12 protein-coding genes and 2 tRNA genes are annotated in these 23,551 nt (G+C 53.1%); 10 read left to right on the forward strand and 4 right to left on the reverse strand.

The window, feature by feature from the left end; translation table 11 throughout:
- Positions 1 to 47 precede the first annotated feature (47 nt).
- Together MRY86_RS00020 and MRY86_RS00025 are read left to right on the forward strand one after the other, a co-directional pair.
- Positions 48 to 1,565, forward strand: a complete 1,518-nt coding sequence (locus tag MRY86_RS00020; RefSeq protein ID WP_293570479.1) for a T9SS type A sorting domain-containing protein — start codon at positions 48 to 50, stop codon at positions 1,563 to 1,565.
- A gap of 281 nt (positions 1,566 to 1,846) precedes the next feature.
- Complete coding sequence (locus MRY86_RS00025) at positions 1,847 to 3,130, forward strand: hypothetical protein (RefSeq protein ID WP_293570480.1); 1,284 nt, start codon at positions 1,847 to 1,849, stop codon at positions 3,128 to 3,130.
- Here MRY86_RS00025 and MRY86_RS00030 read toward each other — a convergent pair.
- A complete protein-coding gene (locus MRY86_RS00030) occupies positions 3,127 to 3,801 on the reverse strand; it encodes a hypothetical protein (RefSeq protein ID WP_293570481.1) in 675 nt (224 codons plus the stop codon). The genes MRY86_RS00025 and MRY86_RS00030 overlap by 4 nt on opposite strands.
- A gap of 222 nt (positions 3,802 to 4,023) precedes the next feature.
- Here MRY86_RS00030 and MRY86_RS00035 point away from each other — a divergent pair, with 222 nt between their 5' ends.
- The 4 genes from MRY86_RS00035 to MRY86_RS00050 all read left to right on the forward strand — a co-directional run bounded on the left by MRY86_RS00035 (position 4,024) and on the right by MRY86_RS00050 (position 11,680).
- The gene (locus MRY86_RS00035; RefSeq protein ID WP_293570482.1) at positions 4,024 to 5,250 is read left to right on the forward strand and encodes an exonuclease SbcCD subunit D C-terminal domain-containing protein; all 1,227 of its coding nucleotides are present in this window, start codon (positions 4,024 to 4,026) and stop codon (positions 5,248 to 5,250) included.
- A 24-nt stretch (positions 5,251 to 5,274) separates the two neighbouring features.
- Positions 5,275 to 8,925, forward strand: a complete 3,651-nt coding sequence (locus tag MRY86_RS00040; protein ID WP_293570483.1) for an AAA family ATPase — start codon at positions 5,275 to 5,277, stop codon at positions 8,923 to 8,925.
- A gap of 118 nt (positions 8,926 to 9,043) precedes the next feature.
- Entirely contained in the window at positions 9,044 to 10,366 is a 1,323-nt protein-coding gene (locus MRY86_RS00045; RefSeq protein WP_293570484.1) for a PDZ domain-containing protein, read from the forward strand.
- Between the two features lie 372 nt (positions 10,367 to 10,738).
- Positions 10,739 to 11,680: a class I SAM-dependent methyltransferase gene (locus MRY86_RS00050; protein ID WP_293570485.1), complete on the forward strand. Its 942-nt coding sequence runs from the start codon at positions 10,739 to 10,741 to the stop codon at positions 11,678 to 11,680.
- Here MRY86_RS00050 and MRY86_RS00055 read toward each other — a convergent pair.
- Positions 11,677 to 11,976 carry a hypothetical protein gene (locus MRY86_RS00055; protein WP_293570486.1) on the reverse strand — a complete coding sequence of 100 codons (300 nt, stop codon included), beginning with the start codon at positions 11,974 to 11,976 and terminating at the stop codon, positions 11,677 to 11,679. The two genes, MRY86_RS00050 and MRY86_RS00055, sit on opposite strands and share 4 nt — an antisense overlap.
- A gap of 289 nt (positions 11,977 to 12,265) precedes the next feature.
- On the opposite strand from MRY86_RS00055, the gene MRY86_RS00060 reads away from it, so the two are divergent.
- Positions 12,266 to 13,720 carry an aminoacyl-histidine dipeptidase gene (locus MRY86_RS00060; protein WP_293570487.1) on the forward strand — a complete coding sequence of 485 codons (1,455 nt, stop codon included), beginning with the start codon at positions 12,266 to 12,268 and terminating at the stop codon, positions 13,718 to 13,720.
- Positions 13,721 to 13,770: 50 nt separating this feature from the next.
- Here the strand turns inward: MRY86_RS00060 and MRY86_RS00065 are convergent, their stop codons facing one another.
- Positions 13,771 to 15,021 carry a porin family protein gene (locus MRY86_RS00065; protein ID WP_293570488.1) on the reverse strand — a complete coding sequence of 417 codons (1,251 nt, stop codon included), beginning with the start codon at positions 15,019 to 15,021 and terminating at the stop codon, positions 13,771 to 13,773.
- A gap of 92 nt (positions 15,022 to 15,113) precedes the next feature.
- On the opposite strand from MRY86_RS00065, the gene MRY86_RS00070 reads away from it, so the two are divergent.
- The gene (locus MRY86_RS00070; protein ID WP_293570489.1) at positions 15,114 to 16,919 is read left to right on the forward strand and encodes an acyl-CoA dehydrogenase; all 1,806 of its coding nucleotides are present in this window, start codon (positions 15,114 to 15,116) and stop codon (positions 16,917 to 16,919) included.
- An 81-nt stretch (positions 16,920 to 17,000) separates the two neighbouring features.
- Here MRY86_RS00070 and MRY86_RS00075 read toward each other — a convergent pair whose 3' ends face one another.
- Positions 17,001 to 22,961, reverse strand: coding sequence for a gliding motility-associated C-terminal domain-containing protein (locus MRY86_RS00075; protein ID WP_293570931.1), 5,961 nt, complete (start codon positions 22,959 to 22,961; stop codon positions 17,001 to 17,003).
- 348 nt (positions 22,962 to 23,309) lie between these two features.
- On the opposite strand from MRY86_RS00075, the gene MRY86_RS00080 reads away from it, so the two are divergent.
- Both MRY86_RS00080 and MRY86_RS00085 read left to right on the forward strand, forming a co-directional pair.
- Positions 23,310 to 23,404 (forward strand) — tRNA-Asn (locus MRY86_RS00080).
- 69 nt (positions 23,405 to 23,473) lie between these two features.
- Positions 23,474 to 23,546 (forward strand) — tRNA-Gly (locus MRY86_RS00085).
- Positions 23,547 to 23,551: the final 5 nt, after the last annotated feature.

A 23,551-nucleotide genomic window follows, 5' to 3' on the forward strand; every position in this document is an offset into this window, starting at 1 on the left:
CAGCCGGTGCATCACAAAATCATTGTATCACGCTAAACAAGCCTGCCATGAAGTTAGTGACCAAAGCACTTTTATTGCTGCTGCTGGGGCCTGTAGGCCTTCGTGCACAGTCTTTTAATATTGCTGAAGATTTAGGGTATACAAGTAATCAATTTGACCGCGTGATTGTCCATAACGATACAATTGTTGGCATAGGCATCGCAAAGAATGACTCCCTCCTGCAGGGGGTTCTTGTTGCCACTTTTGATTCGTCAGGGCATCAACTTAGCAGCACTTTGCTGCTTGATGATGAAGGGAGTAATTTATTTATGCGGCCTCATATTGGCGGTATCGCACCTGCGAATAATGGAGGGTATATAGTTCTTCCGCATACTGATCGTCTTAATGCCATTTTCATTAAGCTAGATAAGAACTTAAATGAAGAATTCCGCCATGAATATACCGACATTGAGGGTGGCAGCAATTTTGATTATCTCGACCCTATTCCTCTGGATAACGGCTACTTGCTATACGGGGATATAGACCGGGACAATGGGGTGCCCGACCCTTTTGTACGCATTGTGGACGAGCAGGGGCAAACCGTGCGGCTTGATTTTTATGGGAGTTATGAGGACAAGGATATCTACCAGGATGCCCAGCTTTTGGGGGATTCCATTCTGGTAGCAGGCGGGCAGCGAGTAGTTGATGCCGCGTTAAGCTACAGCACTAACTTTTTTCATCGTATCCGTTTATCTGATGGTGCACTTCTTAATAGTTGGGAGTCATCGGTCAATCCTGATATGGGCTGGCTGCGGCAGATTGTTGCTCTAGAAGATGGGGACTTGATTGTCTTCGGGCAGCAGCCCTTAGAGATCATAAACCCAATAAACCATATCGTACAGCCGATGCTGACCCGCTTCAACAGCAACTATGAGGTCGTTTGGCAGCGGCCGGTTTGGAGATCTAGCTCACATACTCCAGGGCATGGCCTGCATGAAATCAAGCAAGTCTCTGATGGCTACTTTGTGGGGTCTGGCCACGTAAGGATAAATGTAGATGGCAACTCCACCCGTGCAGGCTGGCTATTTAAGTTCACAGCTTTCGGGGATTCGCTTTGGTCGCGCTATTACCTTCCTCCATTTGACACACTTAATAATCCTATCCTCGGGGGGAGCTTTTTCTCCTTCGGAGAGCTGTCCAGCGGTAATTTAGTCAGTGGCGGAGAAGCTAATGGCGATGGCCCTCGCCGCTGCTGGATCATCAAAACGGATGCCAATGGGTGTCAGGGGGAGACGCCCTGTGAGGTGCTTACGGGTGTGGCAGAGGCTGAGCCGATGGAGGAGCCGGGTATGCGGGTGTTCCCTAACCCCGCCTCCCGCCACCTTACGGTCGCCTGGCCGGGCGCTGCGCCTACGGGCACGGGCCACTTCACGCTCTACAATATACAGGGGCAGGCGGTATGGGCAGTGACAAAGCCATCTGCACCAGAAGTACCGCTACAGTTGCCGGAGTTGCCCCCGGGTGTGTATGCCCTGCACGTGGAAGTGGAGGGGCAGGTTTGGGTGGAACGGGTGGTTATTAAGTAGCCAACTTCGCATCTCTACTTGCTATGTCGGCCGTAGAAGGTTAAAGTGTTTAAAGTTAAAGTTTGCAGCTCATTGCTCCTGTCGTATCCCGGTTTCTTCTGGGATCCGGCAGGTTCTACCTGGAAAAACCGGGGCAGAGCTCCTGAAAAACCATTATACACTCCAGGATGCTCATTTAGGTTTACATAGTGTAATTTTAACACTAAATCACCCCTACCCCTGAGATAAGTCACTGCGGAAGTGTGCTGCCTTTTGTTCCTTGCGGGCAAAAGCATGACGATATGAAACGGTTCCTGCAAATTCTGGTGGTGTTGATGATGGGATGGAGCGTGCTGCAAGGGCAGGGCGTACTGCGGTACAACCTGGATACCACCGGGCAGACTTACCTCAAAGCCAGTCTTCGTGCCCAGCTCTGGGGGCGGTATACGCAGATGAACCCCGGTACCGTTATCTACGGCGAGCCCACCAGTGAGTACTTCGATGTATCCATCCGCCGCTTGCGGATGAACTTCTGCGGGCAGCTGACTCCCGAGCTTTTCGTTTACGCTGGTTTTGGCAATAACAACCTCAACTACCGCAACAATGCAGACTTCCAAATCGGGGTGTTGGACCTTTACGCAGAGTATGCCTTTCACCGGGCCCTGGCCGTTGGTTTTGGGAAATCCGGCTATCACGGGCTGAGCCGCCTGAATTTGCGCAGCAGCCGCTCCATGCTGGGGCTGGATGCGCCCCTGTTTTCCCTTTACTCTGTCAACCAGACCGACCACCTGGGGCGCAACCTGGGCATTTGGGTGAAGGGGCAGGCTGGCAACTGGGATTACCGCGCCGTTATGAACAATCCGATAAAGTACGATAGTGGCGACCCCGGTGCCTACGCTGACTGGGCCAATACCCGCCCACGCCTGCGCTGGTCCTTCTACCTCAAGCATCAGTTTGCCGACCATGAGGGGAACGGGCCCTTTGGAGCCGGTACTTACCTGGGCAAAAAGAAAATCTTCAATCTGGGCGCAGGCTTTGCCTGGCAGCCCCGCGCGATGTGGACGGGCAGCGCGTTGAGCCCCGATTACCATGATATGTTCCACTTTGCCGCGGACCTATACGTGGAGTGGCCCGTGTTTAAGGGCACTGCCGATGCCTTTACGGCTTACCTCGGCTTTTTCAATTATGACTTTGGGCCTGGCTACCTGCGCAACCTTGGCGCTAATAATCCTGCCACCGGCTTATTACTCAGCGAAGCCAGCTTCAATGGCACCGGCGCTGCCTTCCCAATGATCGGTACCGGGCAGGTGCTGTTTTGGCAAACCGGCTATTTGTTGCCAAAAGGGGTCACGCCAACTCAAGCTCGACTGCAGCCCAATGCTTCCGTGGAATACGCCCGTTACGACCGGCTTTCGGACCCTATGCTGGCCTATGAGCTGGCGGTCAACCTGTTGTTCAACGGGCACAACAGCAAGCTGACGCTGGGCGCACAGAACCGCCCCATTTTCCAGGCACTGGAAAACGGCGTTTTCGAAACGGACCGGCTGTGGATGGCGGTCCTGCAGTATCAGGTGGAGATCAATTAGAAGTTGACTTCCAGGATGAAATGCCTGCCAATGGCCAATTCACGGATGATACCAGTAAATTCAGGGTTGATCTGGTTTGCGCCCTCTACATATTGGTTTTCCAACCGGTAAAAACTCCAGCCCAGGGCGCTTTCAATTCCAAATTGAAAATGCCTGCCAATGTGGTAGCGTAATCCTACAAACCAAGCAAGGTTGTAAGAACGATAGAATGACTTTTCAAGGGCAAAATTACGTTCGGTAGCAAGCCCTTCGAGCGAAAACACACGACCCTGTTCTAGGGTGACGAAATCTTCAAAGAATGACGCCCGGGTGTATCCTAATTCTGGACCAAAAGTAATACTGAAATCGCCTGCAGGCCGATACCATTCCAAACCAAAATTGAAGTTTATGCTTCGGCGGTCAGGAGAAACAGGGTCTATAAGGCGGTCGGCATCATCTTCATTCGTAAACCGGTCAAAAAGTCCAATCCCAGCCCGATAGTATATCATATATGGTCCCATTTGATTGATGAACCTTTTGTAATAGATCATATTGGAAGTCCCAAAAAGGTTGGTGTTCACCGGAGCTACGGCAATCATGTTCCGTAATGTATCCGTAGTGGGGGCATCTTTTTGAGCCTTTATTCCAGAACAGGAAAAGAGCACAAATAACAGTAGTAACAACTTATTCATAAGAGCGGATTTGTATAGGTAGCGCACCTGAGGTTTAATAGATAAGGCTAAATATAAAGAACGATGTCGGTTGTTACCCAATGTTTCGTCGGTTTTGATTCGCAATAGCGGCGCTATAGGTTACTTGCGAAACCGTCGGCCATTTTTCGTCATAGCGTTTGAAGCATCTGGTGTACCGGATTTGCTATAAAAACCGTATACTGCCCATTCATCTGTAGTACTATGAAAATCATCCACACCTCCGACTGGCACCTGGGCCAGAAACTCTTGTACAACGACCGGGAAGAAGAGCACCGCCTGGCTCTGGACTGGCTATTGCAGGCTATTGAGCAAGAGCAGGCCGACGGACTTATTGTTGCCGGCGATATTTTTGATATTGGCAATCCGCCCAATTACGCCCGGAGCCTGTACTATCAGTTTTTGCGCAAACTGCTGAATACCAACTGCCGGCACGTAGTGATCACCGGGGGCAACCACGATTCTCCGGCTATGCTCAATGCGCCCAGGGAGCTGCTGCAGGCCTTGAATGTGCATGTGGTGGGCGCAGCCGGCGATGATCCCGCTGAGGAAATTGTGGTCTGGAAAGACGAAGCCGGCAGGGTAGAGGCGATCATCGCAGCGGTCCCCTTTCTCCGCGACCGCGACCTGCGCTACAGTGTGGCCGGGGAAACGGGCTACGACCGGGTGGAGCAAATCCGCGCCGGTATCAAAAAACACTACGATGACGTGGCGGCTTATATTTCGGAGCAGTTCGATACCTCGGGCGTGCCGGTGATCGCCACCGGGCACCTCTACGCCACTGGGGCAGGCGCTTCCGGCAAGCAGGATAACATCTACATCGGCAATACAGAAAACATCGAGGCGCGGCAGTTTCCGGAGCTATTTGACTATGTAGCGCTGGGGCATATTCACCGGGCACAGGCGGTGGGCGGATTGGAACATGTGCGGTACTCGGGCTCGCTTATCCCCCTGAGCTTTAGTGAAACGAAGGATGAGAAAGCCATTTACGTGTTGGAATGGTCTGGCAAAATGCTGGATACGATACACAGCCTGCCGGTGCCGGTATTCCGCCGGTTGAAGGGCATTAGTGGAAACCTGGAAGAAGTGCTGGAAAGCCTGTCCCGCTTCGTCCAAAAAGACCGGGAAGGGCTGGAACCCTGGATTGAGGTCAGTGTAGAACTGGACCGCATGGTGCCGGAGCTGAGCACCCTTTTGCAGGACGCCCTGGAAGCCAACGGCGGCGGCGCATCTATCCTAAAGATACAGGCCCGTTACCCGCAACGGCAGGAGCTGGCCCAGCAAAATGCCCCCGACCTCGACACCCTGGAAGCCGAAGAAGTCTTCAAAATGAAGTGCGAACAATACGGCAGCCCGCCCGACCAAATGAACGAACTGCTCGCCACCTTCCGGGAGTTGCAATCCTGGATGACCGAACAAGAAGAAGTATAGCTTTAATACCCTGGACTTTAACCGATGAGAATCAACACCATACGCTTTCTAAACCTCAATTCCCTGCGCACGGAGCAGGAACTTCGTTTTGACGAGTCCCCTTTGTCAGAAAGTGGGCTGTTTGCCATCACCGGAGATACGGGCGCGGGCAAAAGCACCATTCTTGATGCCCTCACGCTGGCCTTGTACGGGCAAGTGCCCCGGAAGGCGGATGAAGGCGAAATTATGTCCTACGGCACTGGCAAAAGCCTGGCCGAGGTAGAGTTTGAAGTCGGTCTGGAACGCTACCGCAGCAAGTGGAGTATCTGGCGGGCGCATGAGAAAGCTGAGGGTGCCCTGCAGCCCTCCCGGCGGGAACTGTCCCACTGGAATGCCGAAAAGCAGGCCTTCGAAATCATCGGAGAGAAAAAACGGGAGGTCAATGAGAAAATTATTGAGATCACAGGACTGGACTACGACCGTTTTTGCCGGTCCGTGCTGCTGTCCCAGGGCGATTTTGCCGCCTTTCTCAAGGCAGACGAGCGCGACCGCAGCGAACTACTGGAGCGCATCACCGGCACCGCTATCTATTCTGACCTTAGTAAAGCCGCCTTTGAGCGCCACAAACTGGAAAAGCAGAGGCTGGAGGCCCTGGAACAGGAGCTTGAAATGCTCGATTTGCTTTCGGAAGAAGAAGCTGCAGCCCTCGATCAGCAATTAAAAGAACTCCAAAATATCGTCAAATCCCGCCGGGCAGAAGAGCAGCAACTCCGGGAACAACTCAACTGGCTGCTTCAGCTGGAAAAACTGCAGCAAAAAGAACAACGCCTGCAGCAGGAAGCCACCAAGCTGGAAGAACAATCCACCGCTTTCCAGCCCAAAGCCGGGCGCCTTGCCCTCCACCGCAAAGCCCTGCCCCTGCAATTGCCCATTCAGCGCCTACAGGACGCCACCGGTCAGCTTCAGGCCCTCAATGATGGCATCGCAAAGGACGAAAAGGCCCTCCCGGCCTTGCAACAACAGCTCGAAGCAGCAAAAAACAACAGCACGGCCGCTGCCAATGCCCTCCAATCGGCCAAAGCAGCACAGCAAAAGCAGGCACCGCTGCTGGAAAAGGTCAAAGCTCTGGACCTGACCATCGCCGGTCAGCGCCCCACTTTGGAAAAACAGCAACAAGCCCTTGCCCATGCCTGGGAGGACCTGCAGAAAACTATGCAGCAACAGCAAAAAACAGCCACCGCTTTGCAAACGGCCCGAGAAAAGGCGGAATCGGTTGGCCAATGGCTGGAAACCCACACCTCCTGGTCAAAACTGGCCGAAGACCTGCCCGGCATCCGTGAGCAACGGAAACAGTTGGCTGGCACTTTCAAGGAACAACAGGCTATCAGCCAAAAGCTGGAACAGCAGGAAAATAAGCAGAAGACAGATGCCGCCGCTCTGTCCACACTGCAGCAACAGGCCGATGATTTAAAACAAAAAAGAGACCAAACCCTGAGCCGGCTGGAGCAACTGGCGCCCAGGTCTTTCACCACCGATACCAGCTCTCTGCTGGACCGCCTGCACGAGGAAATCACCGGGCTCACGCAACGGCAAACCCGCCTGGAGAAACTACAAACCCTCAGCCGGGATTACGAAAAACTGCTGGCGACCTACAGCCGACTGGAGACCGAACTGGAGGAGCTGCAGTCCCGCGACCGAATTCTGAACACCGAAGTCCTGGGCACCCTCGATCAGATCGATCAATTACAGAAGACCCGGCAGTACCGCAGCCGGATTTTTGAGCAGCAGCAGGCTATTGCCAATTATGAGAAAGACCGTGCTAACCTGGAAGAAGGCGAGCCCTGCCCGCTTTGCATGTCGACTCATCATCCTTTTCGGGAAAAAGAGGTGAAGCCCTTTGTGGATGAAGCACGGGAGGACCTGAAGCGTGCGGAAGCGCAACTGGAAAAAGCCCAGCAGCAGCAACGGCAACTCCTGACCGAGCAGCAGCAGATCGAAATGCGCATCGAGCAGTTGCAGGGCGATGAGAAAAAAGACCTGGCCGGCAAATTACAGGAGCAATACGAGCAACTCGTGGCTCATGAAGAGCAAATTGCTGCCCTTCAACCTAAAGAAAGCCAATGGGTGAAAGCCTCCTCCCTGAGTGGCGAGCTAAATGCCGTAAAAGCCGAACTGGAACAGCGGCAGGCCGACCGAAAAACCCTGAGCCAGGTCCTGAAGTCCCTGGATGCGATAAAGGCAGACCTGGAAAAAGCCGAACGCCGCTACCATGATGCCGCCGCTGATCAGCGATTGCTGGAAGCTGAAGTCAACCGATTGCAACAGGAGCAGGCCGAAAAAGCCCGGCAATTTGAGGAAGGCACCGCCCGCATTAATCAACTGCTGGAGCCCCACGGTTTTGCCTTCGAGCTGAAGACCGCCAAAGCCATGTTCCAAACCCTGGAAGAGCGGCGGGAAACCTGGGCTGCCCAAAAAGGAGAAGCCGATGCCCTGGCAAAAGAAACTGCCGTGCTGGAAGCCCAATTTGAGCAGCTCAATCAGCAGCTGGAAGAACGGCAGGCAGTGGTACAGGAACAGGAAGCTGCGGTAAAGGAATCTCAATCAGCCCTTGCCCAACTGCAACAGGAACGCGAAGCCTTATTTGGCGACAAAGACCCGGTCAAGGTGGGGCAGGCACTACAGGAGCAGCAGGAGCAGGCCGAAGCGCAGCGGGACGAAGCACAGGATGCCGCTGTCAAAGCAGAGCAGGCCGTACTCACCACCCAATCCAGCCTGAAAGAAAAGCAGGAACAGCAAATCAGCCAGTCCGCCAAGGTTAAAGGATTTGAAGACGAGCTGGCCAAAGCCGCCCAGTCTGCAGGTTTCGAAGATGCCGCTACTGCGCAGTCTGCCTTACTAACCGAATCGGAAGCCCAGTCCCTCGAAACGGAGGCTGAAACCCTGCGGCAGCAACAACAGCAGGTCCAACAGCGCCTGAAAGAGACGAAAGCCGAACTGGAGCAGGAAAAAGCCCGCGCCCTCACAGACCGCCCCGCCGACGAGCTGGAAACGGCCCTTGAAACAGCCGCAGAAGCTTTATCAGCTGTGCAACAGCGAACGGGTGCACTCACAGAACAACAGCGCCGCCATCAGGCACAACAGGCTAAGGCCGCCGGTCTGGCAGAACAACTGGCGCAGCAACGCAAAGGCTACCAACGCTGGGCCGCCCTCAACGACATCATCGGGCAGGCGGATGGGAAGAAGTTCCGGATGTTTGCGCAGGGGCTCACCCTGCAAAAGCTGACGCACCTGGCCAATATCCATTTGCAGCAGCTTCACGGGCGCTACCTCATCCAAAAACGGGAAGGCGATACGTTGGAACTCGACATCGTAGACACCTATCAGGCCGACAACCGGCGCTCCATGAATACCCTTTCCGGCGGGGAGAGTTTCCTGGTGAGCCTGGCTCTGGCCCTCGGCCTGAGCGAACTGGCCGGGCGGGATACGCAAATTCAGTCCCTCTTCATTGATGAGGGCTTCGGTACGCTGGATGAAAATACCCTCGACCTGGCTATTGCCACCCTGGAAAATCTACAGGCGAGCGGGAAGACCATTGGCATCATTTCCCACGTCAAAGCCCTGAAGGAGCGCATCGCTACGCAAGTGCAGGTGACGAAGCAGGGGAATGGGTTTAGTACGGTGCGGGTGGTGGGGTGAACAACTGATGCAACGCTCCAAATAATCACTTGTCTATACGGGTGTATGTAACTTTTTGGGTAAATCAATCGTCTTCCGGGCGATGATTTAATTTAAAAAATCAAAACACCCGACGTTTATGAAAAAGCAGTTTACCTATCTTTTTATGGCCGCCTGTGCCTTTTGCCTGTTCCTGAGTATGCCTTTGCAGGCGCAGGAAAACGGTTCGTCCATTACTGTAATCAAGACCGTGACCCACGAAGACGGCACCGTAACCACGGTTAAGAAGCGGCTCTCCGGCGATGAAGATCCGGAAGCTTACCTGGAGACTCTGACTGAAGATGAAGGAGCCGTATCCGTTGACATTCAGGTGGTCATGGGAGAGGAGCCTTCTGGTGAGGCGGACGATGAGCCGGTCCTGTTTTTCCGCCGTGCCAATTCAGATGATGAAAACGAAGAAATTGAGGAAGTCCGCATTTTTATGAATGGGGATGCCGGCGATTTCACGAAAGTGATTGAGGAACGCATCCGTGGGCCACACCCCAACAGCCGCACCAAAAAAGTCAAAGCGGTCAAAGCCTTTTTAGGAATTTATCCGGGCAGTACCGATGATAATGCAGGGGTCGCTGTACGTGGTGTAGTCGATGGGACTGGTGCGCAGGCCGGCGGTATTCAGAAAGGCGATGTGATTCAATCCATTGCCGGTTATGCCACCAATGGCACCTATGGGCTGAGTGGCGTTTTGCAAAAGCTGGAGCCCGGGCAGCAGGTGGTGGTTCAGGTGCTGCGTGATGGACAGCCACAGGCCCTTTCCGTAGTGCTGGGTGAGAAAGAATACATGCGCACCGTGCTCAATGAAGACCGGGAACCCTGTGATGTGTTTATCGGTGTCTACGTTGGCGGTACCGGCACGAATGGCGAGGGCGTGCAGGTGACCAATATTATCGGTGGTACACCGGCTGAGGAATACGGCGTAGAGCCTGGCGATATCATCCTGGCTATGGATGGGGTGAAGGTCAATGGCAATGCTGAATTGCTTAAAGAACGCGATAAGCACGAACCAGGTGAAGAATTTATGCTGACCATCAATCGGGGTGGCATGGTAAAGGACCTGGGAGCGAAATTCTACCTCTGCGAGCGCGTGGAAGAAGAAGCTCCCGCCATCGTTGAGGAAGCGATGGACGTACCGGAAAGCACCCTTGAGCTTGGCAATTACCGGGCATTCCCGAATCCGAGCTACGGACTGATCCGGGTACAGTTTGCCGCTGAAGAGGCACCGGTAAGCGTGCAAATTACAGATGTCTCCGGCAGAGTCGTGTATCAGCAGCAGCTCAATCAGTTTGATGGCTATTTTGATGAGGAAATCGACCTGAGTGGCGCTACGCCCGGGAATTTATTCCTGACCATTCAGCAAGATGGCAAACTCACCACAAAGCAATTACTGCTGATTAACCGGGTGTAAAGAAGATCGTCCGGTAAAAAGTGTTTTGTGCCCAAGGTGCGGATTAGTGCCTCAAGTCATAAATCCTTGATACCCCAAGTTTCGTTCTTTTCCGCCTACTCTTCGTTGAAGAACCGCTCCTTTAGCTCGGGCTAAAGGAGCGGTTCTTCGCCTTGATTAGTCGAAAAATAACTTCAACTTAAGTATCAGAGATCTATGACTTGAGGCACTAGGGCTTCTCGAAAAATAAGTTTTCCAATTGGTTTTGCTTTGATGAGGGACAAAACCAACCATCGGGCGGGTTTTGGGACTTATCAAGGCAAAAGCTACCAAAGCAATTGGGGAAACTTGTTTTTGCCCCACTACTTAGTACCTTGGGCACAAATCGTTTATATGAGTTCTTTTGACTTCGACAGTTTCGCCAACCGCCTGCGCAAAATGGACAAGCACCTGCGCAAGTGGGCACGTAAGAAAAACATTACCTGCTACCGGGTGTACGATGCTGACCTGCCGAGCTTTCCCCTGGCGGTAGACCGGTACGAGGCGTATCTTCACATTGCGGAGTACAAAAAAGACCACGGTATGGATGAGGATTCCCACCGGTTGTGGCGGGCTGGTACCCGCCGGGCACTGAGCGAAGCCCTGGAGGTGCCCAATGCCAACATTTACTACAAAGAGCGCAAACCTCAAAAAGGCCGGGAGCAGTACGAAAAGCTGAGCGAACAGCAATCAGAAATCACCGTACAGGAAAACGGGCTGCAGTTCATCGTTAATCTGGCCGACTACCTGGATACCGGGCTGTTTTTGGACCATCGCCCCACCCGGGAAGCCGTCCGTGCTCAGGCCGAAGGTAAGCGCGTGCTCAACCTTTTTGCCTACACCGGCTCCTTTACCGTTTATGCGGCAGCGGGCGGCGCAACCGCAACCACCACCATCGACTTGTCGAATACCTATCTGGATTGGGCTAAGCGCAACCTGGAGCAGAACGGTCTCATGGGCTCCCAGCACGAATACGTCCGCGCTGACGTCAAAGCCTGGCTGCAACAGCCGGTGGCGCAAATGTATGACCTCATCGTGCTCGATCCGCCCACCTTTTCCAACTCCAAAGCCATGTATGATATCCTTGACACACAACGCGACCACCCCGAGCTCATCAACGGCTGCCTGAAGCGCCTGTCACCGGAAGGGCTGTTGTATTTCTCCACCAACTTCCGGAAGTTCAAACTGGAACCGGAAAAGTTGCACGCCAGCCGCGTCAAAGACATCACCGGAGCTACCATCCCCAAGGATTTCCGCAATCCTAAGATCCATTACTGCTGGCTGTTGCAGCATTAGGACGCCGCCCGTCTGAAGCGGTCCAACAGGTAAAAAAGGACACCAAACGGGAGAAGCGGCAGCAACCACAAAATTTGAGCACCATTCAGCCCAAGAGCTTCCTTCAGCAGGAAAAGCGCGCCCATCCAAACCGTAAATCCCAGCGCTACCAGCAACCGCCGTTTGCGGTCAAAGCGGAGGTCCGTCCCACACTCCGGGCAAGGCCAGGTATCCCCCAGGCTACGGAAGAGCATGCCGCTGAGGTACGCTTTGGGGCTGTATCGGTATTGGCAGTTTGGACAAGTTCTCGCATCCATAATAATTAGAGTTTAATTTTTTCTGCTAGATTTCCGGGGAACATCTACAGGGGGTATATCTAATAACAAAGGTCATCCGTTTTGGATGCTCAGTCCGTCATTTTGATGATCTTTGTGAGGCTGAAAACCGGTAACGGTTGCGGCTGAAACCATTCGCAGCTGTGCTTAGTTGCAAGCCTCCACGGCCTTTGCGACCCCCTTTGCTGCCTTTGCGTGAAACCCCTCCGTGAACCTTGCAAGCCCCCCAGGCTGTTAAATCAAAGAACAAGACAACAATAGCAAAAATAACATGAGTCAAATTCCCACCCTGAGCCTTGAGCCCAAGCCCATCTGGAAAAACTTCGAAGCCCTGAACGCTGTGCCCCGCCCTTCCAAAAAGGAAGACCGGGTTATTGCCTTCATGCGCGCCTTTGGCGAAAGCCTGAAACTGCCCACCCTGGTCGATGAACTGGGCAACGTCGTCATCAAAAAACCCGCGACGCCCGGCATGGAAAACCGCCCCACAGTCATTCTTCAATCTCATCTCGATATGGTGCATCAAAAAAATGCCGGCACCGACTTCGACTTCAACACCGAGGGCATTCGCAGCACCATACAGGGCGAGTGGGTAACCGCAGAGGGCACTACGCTGGGGGCAGACAACGGCATTGGCGTGGCTGCCATCATGGCTGTGCTGGAAGCCGATGACCTAAAGCACCCTTCAATAGAAGCCCTTTTTACGATAGATGAAGAAACAGGCATGACTGGTGCCAAGGGGCTCGATGCGAGCATGCTGGAGGGCAGCATCTTGCTTAACCTGGACTCCGAAGAAGACGACGAACTGACCATCGGCTGTGCAGGCGGTATTGACAGCAATACCCAAATGGACTACATGGAAGAAGCCCCACCCGTCAACAGTACGGCCCTGCAACTAACTGTCCGCGGGCTAAAAGGCGGCCACTCCGGTATGGATATCCACAAAGGGCGGGCGAATGCCAATAAACTAATGAATCGCCTGCTTTACAAAACCGGTGAACCCTATGGGCTCCGTATCGCCTCCATTGATGGCGGCAGCCTCCGCAACGCTATTCCCCGGGAGTCTGTAGCCATAGTGGTGGTCCCCAACGGGCATCTGACTGCCTTTCTGGAAGCCTTTGAAGCCCGCCGCCGGGAAATGTTGCGTGAGTTTGCCAGCATTGAGGCGGGTATGCAAATCGAGCAAGCTGAAACCACCCTCCCCGAAAAAGTCATGCGACTGGAAGACCAGGAAAAAGTCCTCGCTGCTCTTTACGCCGTCCCTAATGGTGTCTGGCGCATGAGCCCCGATATCCCCAATCTGGTGGAAACCTCCAGCAGCCTGGCGCGGGTCATTGTGAAGGACGGAAGTTTTGTGACCCAAAGCCTGCAGCGGAGTTCCATCGAATCCGGAAAGCATGATGTAGCTGCTGCCGTTCGCGCTGCCTTTGAATCCGCTGGTGCGACAGTGGTCAACGATGGCGATTACCCCGGTTGGGCACCTAATGCCGATTCCAAAATCATGCGCACGATGGAAGGCCTGTACAAAGACCTCTTTAACGATGCCCCCAAGGTCTCTGCCTGTCACGCCGGTCTGGAATGCGGTATTCTGAGTCAGCATATGCCGGAGCTGGATATGATTTCCTTTGGGCCCACGATCCACCACGCCCACTCGCCCGATGAACAGGTGCATATTGGTTCGGTGCAGAAGTTTTGGCGGTACTTGACAGGTGCGCTGGAAAGGGTATAACCTAAGCAGTACTCAGCTTGAAATGGAGGCCTGTTCTATTGTGGACAGGCCTAGTCGCCAATCATCACTGCAAGAGTCAGGTGATGAGTAAAGAGGCGTATGGAGTGCTGCAATGAATTTTTGTTGCCAAGTGAACTTTCGTGTTCGTATTCTACAACCATTCTAAGTTTATCTCGCAGTGGTAAGCGTACGCCAAAACCTGCCCTCCAGCCATATTCATCCCGGGCAATTCTTGGGATCTCCTCTTCGATGAGCGTAATGATCTTGGCTTGTGCCCTGCGGGCGCCCAGACTGAAAGTAGCGCCACCGTGGATATATGGAGTGCCCCAAGTCTGAGGAAACGTGTACTGAATGGAAATCGGCGTGTTTATGAAAACAAAATCATAATCCACTCTAATGTCATAATTATAATTAGGAGAGGGCTCTTCCGTAAAGCCACCCTTTCGGATAATCCGAATCTCAGGCTGTACAGCCCAGCGGTCATTAAAATTAGTGAAATTCATAAATACACCACCTGAGTAATTACGTTTGTATTGAAATGGAAATTCAGAAAAGTAGATATCTGAATTCAAATAACGTAAGGAACTGTAACCCAAGCCTCCTTTCAATCCGTAACGCAAACGAATGCGGCTTGATTTTTCAAAGCTTGCAGTGGAACTGCCCATACAATCATTGAAATCATTAACGATTCCAGTCAAATCATTGGAGGTATAACTTAGGTAGCGCGCTTTTTCGGCTACTTTCGGACAACTTCTCAAAATATAAGCCATAATATCCCGGTATCTGTAGTCTCGGCGATAAGTCTGATTAAGTTCTGAAATCCCGTAAAATTCGTCAGGTCGCCGCTCCAGAACAATCCATCTGCCTTCAGGAACCTTGAGGAAATAAGCTTTCTCCTGATATTTATACAGGCTAAGCGCTCCGATGGATAATGGAAGAACGATTAGACGATCCGTGCCTTGATGATTACCGGAGGTGTCCACACTTTGAAAGAATAGCCTGCCTACCTTGAAGCAAAGGACTTCATGGGCAGCAAAAGTTTTGAATGCCTCCTTTGTCTCAGATTGATATCTAAGTGTATTGGTGGTGTCGGAAGGAGCAAAAAGAATATTTCCTTTCAGAGTGTCTCCTTCATTCGTGACCAAGAAATCTCCCTGGGCAAGCATAAAATAAGGCATTAGCAGGAATGCATACAGCAGGCGCGTCTGAGTATTCATTTTGGAATAAATTTTTTTCAAAGATAAGGCTGCTTCACGATTCTGTGAGATCAGTAATGCAGATTTTCTAAATAAAAACGACATTTAGCGAATTTTCGCTAAATTTTATTGCGTGTCCGGTCAAATATGCCGATATTATGCGGGTAAAATCATTACCTACAAAAAGAGTTAAACCCATGGCCGAGTACGTCAATATGGACACCCTGCGCTTTCAGCTTTATCAGGTGCACGATATGCCGCAGCTTTTTCAGTATGCCCGTTATGCGGAATATGATAAGGATGCGGTGGATATCTTTCTGGACTCCATCAAGGATTTTTCCGATCAGGATTTATACCCTTCCTTCCGGGAAATGGATGAAGCCCCGGCCCACTTTAAGGATGGCAAGATCGTCGTGCACCCCGCTGTAGGGCAGGCGATGAAAAAAGGAGGCGAACTGGGCGTGATAGGCGCTTCCTACGATATGGAAGCCGGCGGGTTGCAACTGCCGGGCATGGCATTCCACGCAGCCTACTACATTATGGAAGCGGCTAATAATAACATACCGGGCTACCTGGGGCTGACCGCCGGTGCTGCTCACCTCATTATTGCCTTTGGCAACGAATGGCTGAACGAAACATTTGTGGGCAAAATGCTGGGCGGTCAGTGGGGCGGTACCATGTGCCTAACCGAGCCGCAGGCAGGCAGCTCACTTTCGGATATCACCACCACCGCCTACCCTCAGGAGGATGGTACTTACCGGATCAAAGGGCAGAAAATTTTCATCTCCGGAGGGGATCATGAGCACAACGACAACTTCGTGCACCTCGTGCTGGCCCGCATAGATGGCGCACCGGCAGGCACCAAAGGCATTTCTCTTTTCGTAGTCCCGAAAAACCGTCCGGAAGCAGGCAAGCTAGTCCCCAATGATGTCGTCACAGCGGGCGATTATCAAAAGATGGGCCAAAAGGGTTACTGTACCACCCACCTGGTGTTCGGAGAAAATGAAGGGTCTACCGGCTGGCTCGTAGGTGAGCCGCATAAGGGGCTGAAGTACATGTTCCAAATGATGAATGAGGCGCGGATCGCGGTAGGCCGTGGTGCGGTATCTATCGCTTCGGCTGCCTATCACGCTTCCCTTCAGTACGCTCAAGAGCGCCCGCAGGGCCGCCGCCTAAAGAACGATGGGACCAAGGATGTATCCGAGGAGCAGACGCTTATCATCAACCACCCGGATGTACGCCGGATGCTGCTTCTGCAAAAAGCCATATACGAAGGGGCGCTGAGCGTAGTCAATCAGACCGCCCTCTACCATGACCTGGAAATGGTATCCGAAGGAGAAGACCATGAAAAATACTACCTCCTGCTGGAACTGCTCACACCAATTGCCAAAACCTATCCGTCCGAAAAGGGTCGCGAAGCAGTGGACAATGGGCTGCAGGTGCTGGGAGGCTATGGTTTCTGTACTGATTTTGTGCTGCAGCAATACCTGAGAGATATCCGGATTATGTCCATCTACGAAGGCACCACTGGCATTCAGTCGCAGGACCTCCTGGGGCGCAAGGTGACGATGCAGAAAGGCAAAGCCCTTGAATACCTGGCTGCCGAAGTGCAAAAGGACATGGAAGCGGCACTGACCTATGACGAGCTTAAGCCTTACGCTGGTCTGCTGGGCCAAAAACTACAGCTGGTGCAAAAAGTACTGGGCAAGCTGATGCCCTACGCCATGAAAGGGCAGTACGAGCGCTACCTGTCCGACGCGACCGTTTTCATGCAGATGATGAGCACGGTAGTGGTGGGCTGGCAATGGCTCAAAATGGCGACTGCTGCCAAGCAGGCCCTCGTCACTGGTGATGATACGTACACCACGGCTTTCTACGAGAGCAAGGTGCATACCCTTAAGTTTTTCTACAAGTACGAACTGACGAAAGTCGATAGCCTGGGCCAAATTCTGATGGACGAGGCCGTGCTGACGATCCTGGAAGAGAAAGAGCTGATTTGCTAGGGCCGACTCCGCGTTTGGAAATAAAAAACGCCCGGTGAGCCTTGTTGCTTACCGGGCGTTGTCGTTAGCAGACAGTCAAATTTACCGCATCAGAATCACATCACCTTTGAACTGCGCAGTGGTGCCGTTCTTGAAGGTCACCGTAACATAGTACACGAAGACGCCGCTATTCATCAGGCTGCCGCGGAAGGTGCCATCCCAGCCAAACTGATCGTCATTGACGGGGAAGTTATAGGCTTCAAAGACGGGTTCTCCCCATCGGTTGTAAACCTGGAATTCATCGACCCGCTCTACCCGGTCATCTCCCTGAACATAGAAGATATCATTCACGTTATCTTCATTCGGAGAGAAGACATTGGGAAGGTACACACTTTGGCGCTGGTCCACGATTACATTGACCTGATCGCCTGCCATACAGCCATTGATGTCCTGCACCATTACCGAATAGGCAGTGGTGACCAGGGGCGTGACAACCTGCTCCAGACAATCCGGGCATTCGGTTGGGAAGCGGGGCTCCCAGATGATGGTATCGATATCCTCAGGCTCGATGTTGGTCTCAATGGCAAGGATAGCTGATGCACCGGTTTGTATGTCGATGTCTTCGCCCAAACTGACTTCCAGCTCAAGCGGCTGATTGATCAGGATGGCAGCGGTGGACACGCAACCATTCACATCCTGTACTGCAACGGTATAGTTGCCATTGTCCAGCCCGGTAAAGGTGCTGTTGTTTTGGAAAGCGCCACCGTCAAGGGCATAAACGTAAGGCGGTGTGCCTCCTTCCGCCACAACCTGCACCGCCCCATCGGTTTCCCCAAAGCAGGAGATAGGGCTGACGTTGAGGTTGATCAGCAGGTCCTCCGGTGCAGTAAGTGTAACAGAATCCACCGCAATGCAGCCATTGGCACTGGAGACCGTCACGTAGTGGATACCTGCCGGTAAATTGTCGACCTCTGCCGTACTCGCCCCGGTGGACCAGCTGTAGCTAAAGGGCGGTTCAAATTCGTTGCTAAGGATATCCACTGCAGCTATGCCATCATCGCCACCGGCACAGCTGACCTCAAACGGGCCGTAGCTGGACGTTACATTAGCGGCAATTTCCAGTGGGGCCAGGGTAGTATTCGTAATTACGACGCTATCGCATCCAAACTGATTGGTAAAGACTTCAGTTACAGTCCCCACATCCTCCGGCTGGCAGGAGGCGGTATTAATCAGTGTGGTATCCGAAGGCAGCAGGGTAGTGGTGGTTATAACGAGGCTGTCGCACCCGTCCTGATTAGTAAATAGTTCCTGCGTAGTCCCCACATCAGCCGGGTCGCAGCTACTGGCGCTGACGATAACCGTATCGCTTGCCAGCAGGGTAGTGGTGGTGACGATCAGGCTGTCGCACCCAAACTGATTGGACAGCAGTGTCTCCTCAGTGCCTACATCGGCCGGGTCGCAACTGCTCTGGGTTAAGAAGGTGGTATCACTGGGCAGCAGGCTCGTGATGGTCACGATGAGGCTGTCACAGCCAAATTGATTGGTCAACAAGACTTCTTCGGCACCCACATCAGCCGGATCGCAGCTGCCTGCTTCCACGACAGTGGTGTCACTGGGCAGCAGGCTGGTAACGGTGATCACCAGGCTATCGCACCCGAACTGATTTACAAACAATTCCTGCGTGGTACCTGCTTCTGCCGGGTCGCAAGATTCTGCTGCCACTTGTATGGTATCGCTCGGTAGGAGCGTGGTGGTGGTCACGACGAGGCTGTCGCATCCAAACTGATTGGTCAGCAGCACTTCTGCTGTGCCCACCTCAGCCGGATCGCAACTGGCTGCATCGAGGAAGGTCGTGTCGCTGGGTAGTAATGTCGTTGTTGTAACCACGAGGCTGTCACACCCAAACTGATTGGTCAGCAGGACTTCTTCTGTACCCACATCTGAAGGGTTGCAGCTGGTGGCATCCAGGAATACCGTGTCACTGGGAAGCAGGGTAGTGGTGGTGATGACGAGGCTGTCGCATCCATCCTGATTGGACAGTAATGCTTCAGTGGTGCCGACTTCTGCCGGGTCACAGGTGGTCGCATCAAGCAGCGTGGTATCGCTTTCCAGGAAAAGCGTTGTCGTTACAACCAGGCTATCGCATCCAAACTGATTCATGAGGAGGTCTTCCGTAGTGCCAACATCCGCCGGGTCACAGGAACTGATTTCCACGAAAGTGGTATCACTGGGCAGGAGAATGGTGGTGGTGATGACGAGGCTGTCACATCCATCCTGATTGCTAAAGAGCTCTTCGGTCGTGCCCACCTCTGCCGGGTCACAGGATTCGAGCTGCACCATGACCGTATCACTGAGCAGCAGAGAGACGGTGGTGATGATGACGCTATCGCAGCCGTCCGTATTGGTCAGTACTTCTGTGAAGGTCCCGGTTTGCGCCGGATCGCAGTTGGTGTCACTGAGCAGGGTCGTATCCGGAATGTTGACCACAAGGGTGGAAAACAACAGGCTGTCGCAGCTATTGGAACCGATCAGGGTGTCCACATAGGTGCCTGGCATGGTTTGGAAAGCACCGCCTAGCAGCAGGCTGTCCCCCTGGCAAATTTCCAATGTCTGGTTGGCACTCGTTGGGAAATTGAGGATTACAGTGGCGCTGTCTGATAATATGTTGCTGCAACCGGCAGGGGAACTGCCACTAACCCCGGTCAGCACATAGGTTGTGGCCATATCCGGCATCACCGGCAGGGTATAGGGCGAGTTGACATTCTCAACCGTATTGAGCACCCCATTGGCTTCGTAGGTAAAATCGAAGGGGGCTGTACCGGCGAAGTCAAAGGTAAGCAGGGCTGTGGCACCTTCACAAATAGCGGTATCTCCGGTGATAGAACCACTTGGTAAGGCATAGAAAACGACCGGCGCACCAATGGAAACCGACAGGCAGGGGCTACTGTAGTCGGGAGCGCCGCCCGGGGTGACATCTGTGGCTACTGCGGATACATAATAGGTCTGGCCAAAATTCATGCCCGCCTGAAAGCTGAATACCGGACTGTCACTTTCCGCAAAAATGGTACCCAGTGAAGTGCCGTTATTGTCATGCAATACGAACAGCAAGGTGTCATTGGGGTCGAGCTGAGCATCCTGATTAAAAATCAATGTAGCGGCCTCATCCTCACAAGCGGTGATCAGATCGGTGGTCATGGAGCCAGCGACCGTCGCACAATCGCAGGAGAAAGTTCCGGAAACGACCGTGGGGTTACAGTCATTGGCATCGGTGACGGTAATACTGTAGGCGCTGCCATTGGCAAGGGGCGGCGTGGTATAATCCGATGGGGCATTATTCACAGTCGTGCCATCGCTGAATTGCAACTGATAGGTGGTGCTGTCCCCACCGCTAATGCTGAAGCTCAGGGTGTAATTGGTGTTGGTGGAGTCGCAGGTGGTCATGATACCCGAAACGGTTGGAGCTGTGTTCAGCACAACTTCTGCGTTGCCGGTTCCGGTCACCGCACAGCCATTCCCATCCGTTACATTCAGTAAGGTGTAGCTACCAGGGAGTGTGGCATTGAAGACCGCAGTCAAATCGTTGGTGGTCAGGGCAGGCTGAGCATCTCCATCAATAGCCACGGTATAAGTGAGAGGCAGCTGCCCGGTAAAGTCGAGTGTTAAAGCCACCGTATCCCCACTGCCCTGACAGATGTTGCCATTGCCGCTGATCATGCCTGAAGGCAAATCTAAGATTTCAATAGTCAGCGTATCAGCTGCGGTGCAGCCCTCGGTTGTGGTGAAAGTATAGGTCACGTCATGCAGTCCGCCACCCAGTATGGTGGGGTCTACGTTGCCCTGCGCATCAGCAGCGCCCGACCAAACCCCTCCGGCTGGGCTGGCAGAAAGGGCTTGAAGGGTGTCATTAGCACAATACGGCCCGGCATTATCGATCATCGGTGCAGGCAGTGGCGCCACAGTGATGGAAATCGTATCCGCATCCAAACAACCGGCAGCATTTTCAAAAGTATAAATAGCCTGGTAGGTACCCGGCCCGTTGGCATTGGGGTCGAATACGCCGATGGAGGAGGCATCGCCCGACCAGGTACCGCCTATTGGTGTGGCAGAAAGGTTTACAGGCGCTGCATCTTCGCACAGTGCTCCCACAGAATCGATCAGGACCACTGGTAAAGGCAGGATTTCCAGTTGCAGGGTATCGGTACCTTCACAACCTTCCGGATCGGTATAATCGTAAATCGCCTGATAGGTGCCTGGTGTCAGTGCAGAGGGGTCAAAAATGCCCTGTGCATCCACATCGCCCGACCAAGTACCGCCCGCCGGAGACGCTATGAGCGTATCCGGCATAGCCCCTTCACAGTAAGGGCCGGGGGCTTGAATACTCACCTGAAGGTCAGAGCTGATTTCAAGGTCAAGAGTAGCCACCGCTACACACCCATTGGCATCTGTGAAGGTATAGGTTACGGTGTAGGTGCCATTGGTCCGCCCGGATGGGTCGAAGGTGCCTCCCGGCGTGGCTTCACCGCCCCAAACGCCACCACCGGGAATGCCGGTGAGGGGTACGGGGGGGCTGCTGCTGCAAAAAGGCCCCTGTGGTGCGTCAATATAAGTGAAAGGCGGTGTAGTAACTTCGATCAAAAATTCGTCCGTAGCGGTGCAGAAATTCGCATCGGTAAAAGTGTAAGTAACAAGATGAAAACCCGGCCCAGCCTGTTGAGGGTTAAATAGGCCATTAGGCGCTACTTCGCCGCCCCAGGTGCCGCCCGGAGGAAAGGCTTCGAGCACCACCGGCAGGTCGTCCTGGCAAAATGGGTCCGGCTCCACGATGGCAACTACAGGATCGGGGACAATCTCAAAAACCAGGTCTTCGGTAGTGGTACAGCCATTGTTGTTGGTATAGGTATAGGTAGCGGTGTGAATGCCGGGCCCGAGGACCCCGGTAATGATTTGTCCGTTAGGGAGTGCGACACCACCCCACGTGCCTCCGAAGGGCTGTGCCTGTAAGGTAACGACACCCTCGCTCAAACAAAAGGGCCCTGGAGTAGAGAAGGTCACCGTTGGCGGCGGTAGAATCGTTACAAAACCGGTTTGCGTTCCCGCACATCCATTAGGCCCGGTAGCCGTGTAAGTCACCTGAAAAGTGCCAACCCCCAGTGCCTGCGGGTTGACTTGTCCGGTAGGTGTGGCTACACCGCCCCAGGTACCCCCCGGTGGGTTGGCCGTCAGGGTAACCGGAGGCCCTTCCGGGCAAAGGGGCTGTCCAGAGTTGATGACGATTGTCGGGCTGGAAAGGACCTGAATATCAAGTGTTGCCTCATTGGGACAAATTGCTCCGGGGGTAGAGTACGTCACTTCATGAATGCCTGGGCCATTATTTAGGGGTACAAACAAGCCGGTACTGGTGGCATCACCGCCCCAGGTACCGCCCGGTGGGTTGGCCGTCAGTTGGAAGGGCGGGTCTTCCGGGCAAAAAGGCCCCGCCGGAAAGATGGTAGGATCAGGCCCTCCGCCCGGATCACCAGGTGCGATGGTTGCGGTGCCCCCGATTTCGAGCGAAAAGCCTACATCATTACCGGTGATGTTGTCCAGAATAAGCAGGTAAGTCGTACCGGCTGTCAGGTTGACCGTATTTTCCCATTCTGCGGCACCAGTGATCCCCCAGGAAGCCTGTGGGTTGGTCGCGATGCCAGTGGGGACAAAAGGTGGGGTATTGATAGGCCCTACATAATTGCAGGAAATCTGTTGAGAGCCTGTGTTGCCTGGGCATGCATTTGCAAGGAGGGCGAAGTCATAGTCCGCACCCAGATTGTTAGGCGTAAGCAACATTTCGAAAGTCCCCGCACTAGTCGCTTCAAAAATAAAGTAATAAGTGTCGTGTTCTCCACCAACCAGGCAGGTGCCATTGGCCAGGTTATCGGTTTCATTTCCTGGTCCGGCAACCGTAGGCACATTAACAGGCCCCGGTCCGGCAAGAGGGACGGGGGAGCAGCAATCCAACTGTGCTTTAAGCGGCAGGGCAAAAGCCATTATAAGGCCCAAAAGAGGCAATTGTCGTGTTTTGATCATGGTCATCTTGGTTCCTGAAATAAAAAGTCAGGTCTAGCGCGGCAAAAAGCAGCGATAGAACTTCGTTACTTTGGTCTCTTTGGGAAAGGATAATGGGGTATTCAGATGTGTTTAAAGCAAATGTACGGTATGGTTGTTCATTTTCCATTCTTCCCGGTGTAATAATTGTGCAAGTGGTGGATGGGGGCGGTTTTTTTAAAGTCTGCTGCTGTGCAATTTTTTTTAATCTGTTTATCAGATACTTGTAATGCGGAGATAAAAAAGTAAGGGCAAACACTTGCTTTTGTCTTCTGGATTAAAGTATATTTGCATCGCTCTTTTAAAAAAGGGCATTTGAAATATTGATAAGCGGATGTAGCTTCCCGGTAAACCGGGAGTAGAGCGTCCCGGTGTTACCGGGACCAAGGTTGAGGTCGCGGGTTCGAATCTCGTCATCCGCTCCAAAATGGAGCAAGCAGTTGCTTTATGCATTTGAAAGAATAAGATTAGCTTTGCTTTAGCAAAGCAAACAAGCGGATGTAGCTCAGCTGGTAGAGCGCAACCTTGCCAAGGTTGAGGTCGCGGGTTCGAATCTCGTCATCCGCTCAAAA

The organism is Phaeodactylibacter sp. (genome assembly GCF_022763345.1).
Lineage (GTDB): Bacteria > Bacteroidota > Bacteroidia > Chitinophagales > Saprospiraceae > Phaeodactylibacter.